At 66.7% G+C, this 11978-nt stretch carries 10 protein-coding genes; 4 read left to right on the forward strand and 6 right to left on the reverse strand.

Features of this window, described 5'->3' with window-relative positions:
* Window positions 1–102: 102 nt before the first annotated feature.
* The 3 genes from folP (at window position 103) to NKI68_RS15230 (ending at window position 2578) form a co-directional block, all read left to right on the forward strand.
* Window positions 103–1293, forward strand: a complete 1191-nt coding sequence (folP, locus tag NKI68_RS15220) for a dihydropteroate synthase (RefSeq protein ID WP_254543957.1) — start codon at window positions 103–105, stop codon at window positions 1291–1293.
* A 107-nt stretch (window positions 1294–1400) separates the two neighbouring features.
* Window positions 1401–2090 carry a 6-hydroxymethylpterin diphosphokinase MptE-like protein gene (locus NKI68_RS15225; RefSeq protein ID WP_254543958.1) on the forward strand — a complete coding sequence of 230 codons (690 nt, stop codon included), beginning with the start codon at window positions 1401–1403 and terminating at the stop codon, window positions 2088–2090.
* Window positions 2087–2578, forward strand: a complete 492-nt coding sequence (locus tag NKI68_RS15230; protein ID WP_254543959.1) for a hypothetical protein — start codon at window positions 2087–2089, stop codon at window positions 2576–2578. The genes NKI68_RS15225 and NKI68_RS15230 overlap by 4 nt, the downstream gene beginning before the upstream one ends.
* A gap of 5 nt (window positions 2579–2583) precedes the next feature.
* Here the strand turns inward: NKI68_RS15230 and NKI68_RS15235 are convergent, their stop codons facing one another.
* Window positions 2584–3579 carry a quinone oxidoreductase family protein gene (locus NKI68_RS15235; RefSeq protein WP_254543960.1) on the reverse strand — a complete coding sequence of 332 codons (996 nt, stop codon included), beginning with the start codon at window positions 3577–3579 and terminating at the stop codon, window positions 2584–2586.
* A gap of 124 nt (window positions 3580–3703) precedes the next feature.
* Here NKI68_RS15235 and NKI68_RS15240 point away from each other — a divergent pair, with 124 nt between their 5' ends.
* On the forward strand, window positions 3704–5134 hold the full coding sequence (locus NKI68_RS15240; RefSeq protein WP_254543961.1) for an FAD-binding oxidoreductase: 1431 nt from the start codon (window positions 3704–3706) through the stop codon (window positions 5132–5134).
* Between the two features lie 20 nt (window positions 5135–5154).
* Here NKI68_RS15240 and NKI68_RS15245 read toward each other — a convergent pair whose 3' ends face one another.
* From NKI68_RS15245 to NKI68_RS15265, 5 genes are all read right to left on the reverse strand, one after another.
* Window positions 5155–6537, reverse strand: coding sequence for a sulfatase family protein (locus NKI68_RS15245; RefSeq protein ID WP_254543962.1), 1383 nt, complete (start codon window positions 6535–6537; stop codon window positions 5155–5157).
* A 258-nt stretch (window positions 6538–6795) separates the two neighbouring features.
* Complete coding sequence (locus NKI68_RS15250) at window positions 6796–7923, reverse strand: methyltransferase (protein WP_254543963.1); 1128 nt, start codon at window positions 7921–7923, stop codon at window positions 6796–6798.
* A 557-nt stretch (window positions 7924–8480) separates the two neighbouring features.
* Window positions 8481–8915, reverse strand: a complete 435-nt coding sequence (locus NKI68_RS15255; protein ID WP_254543964.1) for a hypothetical protein — start codon at window positions 8913–8915, stop codon at window positions 8481–8483.
* A 44-nt stretch (window positions 8916–8959) separates the two neighbouring features.
* Entirely contained in the window at window positions 8960–10003 is a 1044-nt protein-coding gene (locus tag NKI68_RS15260; protein WP_254543965.1) for a hypothetical protein, read from the reverse strand.
* A 224-nt stretch (window positions 10004–10227) separates the two neighbouring features.
* Entirely contained in the window at window positions 10228–11928 is a 1701-nt protein-coding gene (locus NKI68_RS15265) for a thiamine pyrophosphate-binding protein (RefSeq protein WP_254543966.1), read from the reverse strand.
* Window positions 11929–11978 lie beyond the last annotated feature (50 nt).

Raw genomic sequence — 11978 nt, forward strand, 5'->3', positions numbered from 1 at the left:
GTATCCGACGCGACGTGAAAAGCGGCGTGTTTGGCGTCTCGCGGAGGTGTTCGACGCGCCGGGACCGGTCGGCCTTTGGTGCGTCCGCCCCGAGCGTACGGTATGCGGAACGTAGACGCCGCGGGACTCGGCATCGGGGACGACTACCCCCCGCGTATCATGGGCGTGCTGAACGTCAGCGAGGAGTCGCCGTACGAGCCGAGCGTGTTCGACGACCCGGGGGAGGCCGCGGCCTACGTCGACGAGTCGCTCGTCGGCGAGGGGGCGGACATCGTGGACGTGGGCCTCGAGTCGGCAAACAAGCGGTTCGAGGTGCTCACCGCGGAGGAGGAACTCGCGCGCCTCGACACCGCCGTCGAGACGATCGGGAGCGTCTCCGGCGACGCCGTCTTCTCCATCGAGACGCGCTACCACGAGGTCGCCGAGGCGGCGCTTTCGCGGGGGTTCGACGTGGTCAACGACGTCTGCGGGTTCGCCGACCCCGAGATGCCGCGCGTCTGTGCGGAGTTCGACGCCGCGGTCGTGAAGATGGCCAGCCCCCCCGACCTCGGACGCCCCGGCGCGGTCGAGGAGGGGGACTGGCCGGCGCGGAGCGGCGACGACGGGCGCGACCGGACGTACGTCGACGACGTCTACGAGGCGCTCCGGCAGAACGGCTTCACCGACAAGACCGTCCTCGACCCCGCCTTCGGCGGCTGGTCGGAGGCGAAGACCCTGGCCGACGACCGCGAGACGTTCCGTCGCCTGCGGGAGTTCCGCGGCTTCGGTCGCCCCCTCCTCGTCTCGATCAACCGGAAGAACTTCCTCCGGGAGATCGCCGGGTGGTCGACCGAGGAGGCGCTCCCCGTCAGCCTCGCCGCGACCGCGATGGCCGTCGAGCGCGGCGCGCACGTGATCCGAACGCACGACGTGGCCGCGACGCGCGACGCGGCGCTCGTCGGCGAGGCGTTCGCCCGCGAGCGCGTCCGCGTCCGCGACGGGGCCGTCGGCGTCGAGGAACTCGACGTGACGACGCCCGGCGAGGCGGCGCGCCACCTCGACCGGGTCGGGGCCGACCCCGACCGCGGCGACGACGCCGTGACGCGTACGTTCGAGGTGACGGGACTCGCCGCCGCCGAGCGCGAACGCCTGGCGGCGCTGACCGCCGACTCGACCGCCGAGTTCGTGCCGGGAACCGACGGCGACCTGCTGTTCGGCTCGCCCGCCACCCTCCGTACGCTGGCCGAGGCGGACCTCGACGGCGATCTACTGGACGCGCTTCGTGAGGTTTCCGAAATCGTGACGTACAAGTAAGAGAAAACTTATACCATGAGGGAGAATACGAACGGGTGCGAGCCGGGGGGCCACGCGGGTAGGGGTACTCAAGTGGCCCTTCGGCCCATCGGTATTTCCGGCGACCCATGCTCGTGAGCGACTGGCTCGCCGTCTACGAGGTGATCCTGGCCGACTTCGGCTTCGACCGCGCGAGCGACGAGCGCGCACGCGACCGGCTGGCGGAACTCACCGACGCCTTCGACCTCGACCGACTCGCGAGCGTCGAGGGGAGCACCGTCGCCGTCGCCGGGGCGGGGCCGTCGCTCGCGGACGAACTCGCGGTCGCCCGCCGGGCGGACGTCGTCTTCGCCGCCTCCAGCGCCGCCGACGTGCTCCGCGCGGAGGGCGTCCGGGTGGACCTGATGGTGACCGACCTCGACAAGAACCCCGCGACCGCCGTCCAGCTCACCCACGAGGGGACGCCGGTGGCCGTCGCCGCCCACGGCGATAACGTCCCCGCCCTCGTGGAGTGGGTCCCGCAGATGACCCGCCGGAACGTCCTCCCGACGACGCAGGCCGAGCCCGCGGGGCCGGTGGTGAACCTCGGCGGGTTCACCGACGGCGACCGCGCCGCGTTCGTCGCGGACCACCTCGGGGCGGCCGCGCTGACCTTCCCCGGGTGGGACTTCGACGACCCCGAGGTCGACCCGATGAAACGTCGCAAGCTGGCGTGGGCGGAGCGGCTCCTCCGCTGGCTGGAACTGCGCCGCGACGAGCGGTTCGCGGTGCTCGACGGGCGGCGCGAGGGGGTGGACGTGAGCGCGCTGCCGGTGTGAGTACGGCTCGGCACGCGCCGCACGGAAAGCACTTACTGCTCGTCGATGGATACGGGGCCATGTTACTCAGGGCGCTCCTCCTCGGCCGTGACCGATCGGCGACGCGCCGGTGGCTCGCCGTCGCGGCGCTCCTGTTTTTCGTCTCGCTCGCGTACTTCGCCGGGGTAAAGCGGTTCGACGCCCCTCCAGTCGTTCTCGTCGCGCTCTGGTGGGAGGGATACGCGCTCCTGCTCGGCGTCGCCGTCGTCGTGCAGGCGTTCGAGAACGACGGCCTCCTCGTGAGTTGGCTGCTGACGTTCGTTGCGGTGGCCGGCGTCGTGCTCAACTACGGCGGCATCGCGCTGACGGGCGCTCCGCCGTCGCTGCTGGAACTCGTAGCCCTCGCCGCGGTCGGCAGTGCCGTTGCGGCGCTGACGCTCGGTACGGTCGCGTTCGCCGTCGGCGCGGGTCTGCGCCGCATCGTAGCGAAGCGGAGTACGTTCGCCTGAATTCGCTACGGAACCAGCACGACCTTCCCGCTCGTCTCGCGGTTCTCGATGGCGCGGTGGGCGTCCGCGGCGTCCGCGAGCGGGAAGGTGTGCCCGACCTGCACCGAGAGGTCGCCGGCGGTCAGCAGTTCGGTGAGGTGCGGGACGGCGCGCAGGACCCGCTGAGGGTCGCGCTGGAGGCCCTGCCCGAGGTGGTAGCCGACGACCTCGAAGTTGTTGAAGAGGAGCGTCGCGGTGTCCGGTCGGCCGGGCTCGCCGCTCGCCGCGCCGTAGACGACCATCCGCCCGAAGTGCGCGAGGCAGTCGAGGCTGCGCTCGGTGGTCTCGCCGCCGACGCCGTCGAGCACGAGGTCGACGCCCTCCCCGTCGGTGATCTCGCTCACCTCCTCGGCGAAGTCCGCCTCGACGTAGTTGATCGGGTGGTCGCAGCCGAGGTCCGCCGCGAGGTCGAGCTTCTCCGCGGTGCTCGCGGTGCCGAACACCTCCGCGCCCGCCTCGCTCGCGAGTTGCACGGCGGCGGTGCCGACGCCCCCGGCGGCGGCGTGGATCAGGACGCGCTTCCCTTCGTTCTCGCCCTCCGCCTCGCTCTCCAGTCCGCCCCACTCGAACAGGCAGTTGTGCGCCGTGAGGAACTGGACGGGGAACCCGGCGGCCTCCTCGAAGCTCATCCCCTCGGGAACGTCGAACAGGCCGTCCGCGTCCGCGACGGCGTACTCGGCGTACCCCGACCGGCCGACCATGCCGACGACGCGGTCGCCCTCAGCGAACCCGTCGACGCCCTCGCCGACGGCGTCCACCACGCCCGCGACCTCCATGCCGGGGACGTAGGGGGGAGTTGGGCCGCCCTGGTAGTGGCCGCGCCGCTGCATGATGTCGGCGAAGTTGACGCCGATCGCGCGCGCGTCGATCCGAACCTGCCCCTCGCGCGGTTCCGGGACGTCGCGCTCGACGACCTCGATCGTGTCCGCGTCGCCGAACGCCGTCACCTCGATGGCCTTCATGTTCCGGTCGTCGGGCGGGGACGGTATAAACGGTCGCCGGACGCCCGCGGGCCCGCACGTCCGAGCATCGCACGTCCGCACGTCGGGAACACACTTATCCCGGTGCGGTCGGGTCTCTCGTCACATGGCCTACGACTGTTCCTTCCTCGCCGACCTCGACGTGGACGCGTCCTTCGAGGCTGACGACCGGGAGAGCCACGCCGCGGACTGGGGCACGCAGGAGACGGGCGCGGCGGTCCGACCCGACGCCGTCGTCTGGCCCGAGTCGACCGAGGAGGTGGCCGCCGTCCTCTCGGCGGCGAACGACCGCGGCGTTCCCGTCACGCCCTACGCGGCGGGGACGAGCCTGGAGGGCAACGCCGTCCCCGTCCACGAGGGGGTCAGCATGGACGTGACGCGGATGGACGCGATCCTCGACGTGCGGCCGGACGACTTCCAGGTGGACGTCCAGCCGGGGGTCATCGGCGAGCGGATCGACGAGGCGCTGGCCGAGCACGGGCTGTTCTTCCCGCCGATGCCCGCCTCGGCCGACATCTCCACCATCGGCGGGATGATCGTCAACGACGCGAGCGGGATGAAGACCGTGAAGTACGGCGAGGTGGGCGACTGGGTGCTCGAACTGGAGGCCGTCCTCGCCGACGGTTCGGTGATCACGACGGGGAGCAAGGCCGTCAAGACCTCCGCGGGCTACAACCTGACGGACCTGCTCGTCGGCAGCGAGGGCACCCTCGCGGTCGTCACGCGCGCGACGCTCGAACTCGAGCGCCTCCCCGAACAGGTCCGCGCCGGGCGGGCCGTCTTCGGGGACCTCGACGACGCGACGACCGCTATCTTCGAGACCATCCGCTCGGGCGTTGACGTGGCGACGATCGAACTCATCGACGACGTGAGCGCCGGGATGGCGAACGATTACCTCGGGACGGACCTCCCCGACGCGCCGATGGTCTTCCTCGAGTTCCACGCGAACCACGGGATCGAGGCGGAGATCGACCGCTGTCGCGAGGCGTTCGAGGCGAACGGCGTCGTCCGCTTCGAGATCGCCGAGGACGAGGCCGAGATGGCGAGCCTCTGGCGCGCCCGCCGGGAACTCGCGCTCGCGCTCCGGAGCTACGACGAGGTCCTGAAACCGCTCACGCCGGGGGACGTCACCGTTCCGATCAGCACGTATCCGGACGTGGTGCGCTACGCGAAGGAGCTGAGCGCCGAGCACGATCTCATCATCCCCACGTTCGGCCACGCGGGCGACGGTAACGTCCACTACGCGGTGTTCGCGGATCGGTCGGATCCGGAGATGGTCGCCCTCGCCCGCGACGTCCACGGGAAGATCGTCCGCCGGGCGATCGAGTTCGGCGGCACCTGCACCGGCGAACACGGCGTCGGCCTCGGCAAGCGCGAGTACCTCGAACTCGAACACGGGCCGGAGGCGGTGGAGGCGATGCGCCGGATCAAGCGCGCGCTCGACCCGAGGGACACGCTCAACCCGGGGAAGATGTTTCCCGAGACCGCCGAGGGAAAGCGCGTGGTCGCCGACCCCGACCCCGATCCCGACGACTGATCGCCGACGAACGCCGGCGGCTACCGGTAGCCGAGCGCCTCCAGCCGTCGCTCGATCGACGCGGGCGTCTCGTCCGCCGACTCCTTGCCGTCCGCCGCCGAGTCGAGGCGTTCGGCGTGCCGCTCGACCGCCCGATGGAGCCGTCGCACCGTCGGCGCGTGGTCGGACGCTCCCGCGAGGTCGCGACGCTCGCCCGAGTCGGCGGAGCGGTCGTACAGCTCGCGGCGGCCGGAATCGGTGTGATAGATGTACGTGAATCGGTCGGTCCGGGCGCTCACGAGGAGTTCTCCGTCGGCGGGCCGCCGCGGGATCGGCTGCTGGGTAACGCGCTCTCCCCGGACGGCGACCGAGAGCACCGGCTCGCGGGCGGGGCGCTCGCCGTCCCGGACGGTCGGGAGGAGGCTCTCGGCGTCGAGGTCGGGCGCGGGGACGCCCATCGCCTCGCAGACCGTCGGCGGGATCGAGCGCAGGCCGACCGGCGCGGTGACGGTCCGCGGCGGGGCGTCGGGCGCGTCGACCACGAGCGGGACGTTGATGAGTTCCGAGTAGAGCTTCGGGTAGTGCGCGAGGTGACCGTGGTCCATGAACTCCTCGCCGTGGTCGCCCGCCACGATCACGCAGGTCTCCTCGCGCAGCCCCGCCGCCGAGAGCGCGTCGAGGAGCCGACCGACGCTCGCATCCACCTGGTGGGCCGCGCCCTCGTAGCAGGTCCGGAGGTCCGCGAGCGCCCGGTCGCCGACCTCGCGGCCGAGGCCCGCCCGAATGTGCGCCCGGAGCATCGACGCGGTGCCCGTCGCGCCGCCGACCGCCCGGACGTGCCGCGGCGCGGGGACGTACGGCGTGTGCGTGTCCATGTAGTGTACCCAGAGGAAGAGCGGGCGGTCCGCCGCCCGGACGCACTCGACGGCCCGGCGCTCCAGGGCGCGGAGGTGCGACGTGTCGACCGCGGGGTGGTCGCCCTCGCCGCGGGCGATCCCGACGGCGCGGCGACCGGGCGCGGCGACGAGCTGGAGCCACCCGCCGACGGTCGGGTGGGCGGCGAGCAGGCGGTCGATCCCGGACCCGTCGAGCCACGTCTCGAACGCGTCGAACCCGCGGTCGTACCCCCAGTGCTCGCTCAGGAAGCCGTTCGCGGCGTTGAGTCCGACCGTCTGGACGCCACCCGCGCGGAGGCGCTCGGCGAGCGTCGGCCGCGAGGAGGGACCGAGGCGATCTCCCTCCGCGAACACGGGGTCCGAGCCGAGGACGCTCGGGAAGGAGAAGGGCGTCCAGTTGCCGTGCGCGTAGGCGCGCGTAAAGTGCGCTCCCTCCCGGGCGAGCGCGCTCACGGTGGGCATGGCCGCGAGCGCGTCAGCCCGGAGGGAGTCGACGGTGACCAGGAGGGTGACGGCGTGCGTATCCACGTGTGAGACACCTCGGAAGCGGTAGGTAACCCTTGCTAGGGGGGGACAATAGCTGATCGGGTTGCTATCCGTGACTCGATAGGGCTATGGAGGCGTTCGGACGCGAGAGCACCGCGGAACGGCGTCGGTCAGTCGTGGACCAGCACGTCCAGCACCACGAGATCGTCGGTCGATGTCGATACGTGGACGCTATGGGTCGGTATCGAGGCGAATGTTGCGGTCCGTCAGCGCCGCTGCTCGCGGCGTTACCGACGTTGCTCAGGCGAATACGCGTAGAACGACGTACCCGTTCGCCGTTCGGAGTCGCTCTATCGTATCGAACTGGGAGAGATGGGCACGTAGATCGAGTTCACGACGATGGACGACCGCAAGTTCGCCGTCGGGAGCGAGAACGTCGTGTATCCCGGAGAATAGCTCGGAGAGTACATCAGCACCCGCGTGGGTTGGTGGATTACAGAACACCCGATCGAACGTCTGATCGGCGACGCCCTCGGCGCAATCAGCAGTCACAACGGTCCCATCTACCCCGGATGCACGGAGGCTGCACTCCGCACACGAGGTCGCTACCCGGTCATCGTCGCTGAGCCACACGTCACAGTCCGCGACGCGGCCAGCGTATGTCCCGACAACACCGTATCCACAGCAGATATCCAGTACCTTCTCGCCGTCTTCGATGGTCGTCGTTTCCAACAATAACCGTGTACCGCTGTCCAATTGAGATGGGGAAAACAACCCTGGGACGGTGATGAGCGAGAGCGTGACACCGTTTATCTCTACGCCGAGTTCTCGCGGCGTGGCGTAGGTTGGTGGCTCAAATGACGGTGGCCGAGTCGCCTCGAGGAGAACGCACCCGTCGTACTCAGAGCGCTGTTCGACGGTTGCAGCGAGCTCGCGCAAACACTGTTCGTACCGCGTGAGGCCGGTTCGCTTCGATGCCGCTATGTAGAGACTGCCGCCAGGTCGTAGGACAGAAAGGGCATCCGCGATGCGTTGCTGTCCGACGGACAGCGGAGTGTAGGGTTTCGGAGCGTATGCGACGGTGTCGAACGACCAGTCGAGAGTCGTGATATCTGCGACGAGCGTGGTTGTTGCGTCCGCGTCGTTCTCGATAGCGTTACGCTCACAGAGTCGCGTGGCGCGAGCGCTCGACGACGCCATGTGAACGGCGTCAGCGCGATCAGCGAGAACGACGCCGACGACGCCGTAGTTCGCTTCTAGACTGAGGAAATGCCCGAGATCGGTTTCCCAGAGAGATTCGACCAGGAGGAGTTCAGCGTTCCGGAAGGAGCGTTTCGAACAGACTCCGTCCGCGGTGTGGAATCGATAGATTGACCGTGCGCCCGAGACGCGCGATTTGAGGGCCAGTTCGTAGGGTGCGTACCTCATCGAGCGCCCCCTCCGAATAACGGCCAAAGCGGGCGAAATCGGCGACCGGAGTCATAGTCGGTGTGGATGCGATGCTGTCGACTGTGGTGTGACCGACGCGATGGTGCGTTGGGCATTTAGGTGGGTTCGGCAGGTCATAATTTGGACGACCAGACAGCCCACGCACTGCGCTTCAGCTGGTGAGAACCTGTAAAATCGGTTCACGCACGGCTAAGCGCAGGGCGCGAACCAAGTGCCGATCAGCGTGACGCTTCGGTGAGAATCACAACCCATCGTAATCCGGTTGGGTCACCGAACCGCCCACAGTCGGCGAGCCGGCCGAACCTATCCTCGCTTTCGCGCGGTGACGTGCGTCACCGAAATACGAAGCTCGGCCCGAAGCTCTTGTTCAATCTACCTCCGCGTTCGTACTCCCTGTATTAAAAATTCGTGTTCGTGGGTGTCGGGATGACGTTCGGGGGCGCGACGTCCGTCAGTCGTGCACCAGCACGTCCAGCACCACGGGACCGTCCGTCGCCAGCGCCTCCTCGGTGCGTATCGGTTCGTTGAACGCCGGTTCAGGAGCACTCGCCCTGCGCGAGTGCGTTCAGTCGGTCGCCGAGGTTAATGACGAACACCATCCGGTAGCAATCGACGTTCTCCGGACGGATGCCGGTGTCCTCCGGCGTCACCCGCAGCCAGCGTTCCCGTCCGTCGAGGCGGAAGGAGAACCGATAACTTCCGCGTTCGTCGGGCCAGTCGGAAAACTCGATGCCCGTCGGACTCGACGGATCGTCCGCGCCCTCGATCGTCCGTTCGGCGACGCGTATCGGATCGCCTTCGTATTCGACCGCGAGTTCGAATCTCTCCTCGGTCTCGCGGCGATTGAGAACGTCGACCGCCTCTAGCCGTATCTGTTTGTCTGATCGTGGTTTTGGAACACCGAGGGTTGAACAGCCCGCAAGGAGGGACAGCGACACGAAGCCTGCTTTCAGGAGTGTCCGTCTATTCATCGCTATTCATAGAGGTCAGAATTATAAAAAGAGGATGGATCTACTCAGATTGATGAAGTCGAAGTTCTCGCGGTAAATGGAAGAAATACGCGATAAACCGCTCCATGGTCGGCCATCTCCTGTACCTCCGCATACGGTGGTAGATCTTTGTGACGAACCCGCTTAGAGGGGAATGTATCTATGATTTCCCTAGTATCCATCCCCGTAGCGTTTTTTTCGGTGATTGATGACTGCTGTGACAGCACTGAATTAATATTTGGGTCCTCGGTAGTCAGCCACCATTCAACGTCGGCATACGGGACTTCATATGGATCATTAACTGTTGGTATGCTTGCCTCCTGTCGAGTGGTCACTCTCACTTCATCACCTATATCGCGACTCGTAATTGCAAACCGGAGAGTGTTTGTACAGTCATGAGGGTAGCTAGGTTTATATTCGAATTTTGGTCCCCATTCCTCTTCGTCATCAGGTGTTGAACCGTATTCGTTTGCTAATGCGTCGATAAACTCAGCGACTGCAATGTATGTGCCTGCAGTCTCCGACACTGCACCGATGGCTGCCTCTGCAGCGTTTTTCATCTGCTCTCCGTAAAAGTCAGAAGAAGCAGGTTCATCGTCGCGAGATGCACCTATCCATTCGCCAGTCCCGCCAACTTGGCTAACGATCGCACACTCATTTGGTTTGTGATTCGTGACTGTTGCTTTCTGATGGATGATGGATCGATTTTTATACCAAGTACTTCCTCCTCCAGGTCGGTCAAGCGATGTGAAGTGGCCAGCAGTGACGAAGTCATGCAGGTAGCCACCGCCATCGTAGTTCGGATTCGTGTACGAACCGTAATAATCCGACTCAATACCTGCTACTCCCAAATAATCCCGACCATTGTACGTCTTTTGTACAGGATTTGTTTCGTAGATTTCGACAGGATAGTCACCTCCACCACATGGATCCGGACCACAGGTCAAATCGTTTTGTTCTAGGTCACGTGCTTTAACGGGCATAGATGACCCGAGGAGAGCAGCGCTGCTAGCGAATACGACCGACTTCAGGTACCTTCGTCGACTTCTTCCCGGATTATCTTCTGCCACTCGATACAGTTTATACGTAGAGTATTTATACCTTTCCTACACTAGATTACTACTGCTATAACTCTACTTTGGATAAAATAATACTGTAGTATTCGATTATATTTGTACTAATATATTGGTCGTATATACCATATAATATATCGAAAACACATAAATTTATACAATATTAAATTAATAAAACGATTTAAATGTTCCAGGAATGTAGATGGTAAACCGCATGTCTATCAGTCGTGCACCAGCACGTCCAGCACCACGGGACCGTCCGTCGCCAGCGCCTCCTCGAACGCCGGCGCGATCTCCTCCTCGCGCTCCACGAGGCGACCCGTCGCGCCGTGGCTCTCGGCGTTCGTCGGGATGTCCACCGGCGGCTCGAAGTCCATGCCGACGTAGTCGTGATCCGAGTCCTCGCCCCCGAAGATGGCGTTCGTGTTGTCCTTCAGGATGCGGTAGTTGCGGTTGTCGGGGACGACGACCGTGAGGTCCACGTCGTAGCGCGCCGCCGAGTAGAGCGCGTGGGGGTAGTAGAGGTACGACCCGTCGCCGACGTAGCCGACGACCTGCCGGGGGTCGTCGGACTCGCGCTCCGCGATGGCCGCGCCCACCGAGGCGGGCAGGCCGTAGCCCAGGCCGCCGCCCTTGTTCGAGATCAGCTGCTCGGCCCCCATCGGCCAGCGCAGGAGCAGGGGGTACTTCGCGGTGATCCCCTCGTCCACGACGTAGGCGTCCGGCGCGACCGAGCGCAGGGCGTCCACGAGGCCGGCCTTCGAGGCCCGCGGGTCGTCCGGGTCGGCGTCGCCGCGGCCGATCTTCTCCATCGTATCGGCGAGCGACTCCTTCAGCGCGCGGACCTTCTCGACGCGCTCCGCACGCGTCTCCTCGTCGACGCGCGCCGCGACGCGCTCGGCGAGGTCGGCCATCACGTCGCCGGGATCGCCGAGGATCGCCGCGTCGGCGCGCTGTTGCTTGGCGAGGTCGTGAGCGTTCGTCCCGACGTGGATCCGGGTCGCGTGGTCGGGAACGAGCGGGTTCTCGTGGCGCAGGAGCGTCGTGTTGGTCGAGCAGCCGACGAACGCGAGCGCGTCGCTGTTCATCAGCATCGACGCGAAGCCCTCCTGGGGCGGGATGTGCGACACCCAGAGTTCGTGGTCGGTCGGGAAGTTCACCTCGCAGGCGAGCATCTCGCCGTGGACGCGCGCGCCGCAGGCCTCCGCGAGGTCGACGGCCGCCTCGACGGCCTCGTATCCCGACCGGGCGATCTCGTCGCCGAGGACGAACACCGGCGCGTCGGCCTCGGCGAGCAGGTCGGCGGCCGCGTCGATCTGCGCCTCGTCGCCCCGCCCGGCGGTCGGGATCGGCCCGAGCGCCTCGGGCTCGAGGTCCGTCTCCGCGAGCATCACGTCCATCGGGAGCGCGAGGAAGACGGGGCCGGTGGGCGGCGTCAGCGCGATGCGGAACGCCCGGCGGAGCAACCCGGGGAGCGCGCGCACGTCGGTCACCTCCGCGTCGAACTTCGTGAACTGCCGGACCATCTCCTGGAGATCGCCCGAGAGTAGCGGTTCCTCGTGGCGGAAGTCGAGTTCGTGGTTCCCGGCGGTGACGACGATCGGCGCGCCGACCCACTTCGCGGCGTAGAGGTTGCCGAGGCCGTGGGCGAGGCCGGGCGTGATGTGCAGGTTCACGACGCCCGCCGGCATCACCGACGGGTCGTGGTGGCCGTGGTAGCGCCGCGTCTGGGCGTACCCCGAGGCCATCCCCACGGCGACGTCCTCGTGCAGGCCGAGGACGTAGTCGAGGTCGCTGTGGGAGAGCGCCTCGAGAACCGGGAGTTCGGTCGTCCCGGGGTTCCCGAAGACGCGCGTGACGCCGTACCGTTCGAGGGTGGCGACGAACAGGTCCGCGCCGGTGGAGCCGTCTGCGTCAGTCATCGCCACTCGTGATCTCGGAGGGTTGATAAAGCTGTGCGGCGACCGCCTCG

This window comes from Halomarina pelagica, assembly GCF_024228315.1.
In the GTDB taxonomy this organism is placed as follows: Archaea; Halobacteriota; Halobacteria; order Halobacteriales; family Haloarculaceae; genus Halomarina; species Halomarina pelagica.

Excerpts from the sequence above, each read along its gene's own strand:
- NKI68_RS15235 (WP_254543960.1), bottom strand. The coding sequence starts at position 3,579 with ATGAAGGCCATCGAGGTGACGGCGTTCGGCGACGCGGACACGATCGAG.
- folP (WP_254543957.1), top strand. The coding sequence starts at position 103 with ATGCGGAACGTAGACGCCGCGGGACTCGGCATCGGGGACGACTACCCC.
- NKI68_RS15225 (WP_254543958.1), top strand. The coding sequence starts at position 1,401 with ATGCTCGTGAGCGACTGGCTCGCCGTCTACGAGGTGATCCTGGCCGAC.
- NKI68_RS15255 (WP_254543964.1), bottom strand. The coding sequence starts at position 8,915 with ATGAATAGACGGACACTCCTGAAAGCAGGCTTCGTGTCGCTGTCCCTC.
- NKI68_RS15240 (WP_254543961.1), top strand. The coding sequence starts at position 3,704 with ATGGCCTACGACTGTTCCTTCCTCGCCGACCTCGACGTGGACGCGTCC.
- NKI68_RS15265 (WP_254543966.1), bottom strand. The coding sequence starts at position 11,928 with ATGACTGACGCAGACGGCTCCACCGGCGCGGACCTGTTCGTCGCCACC.
- NKI68_RS15250 (WP_254543963.1), bottom strand. The coding sequence starts at position 7,923 with ATGAGGTACGCACCCTACGAACTGGCCCTCAAATCGCGCGTCTCGGGC.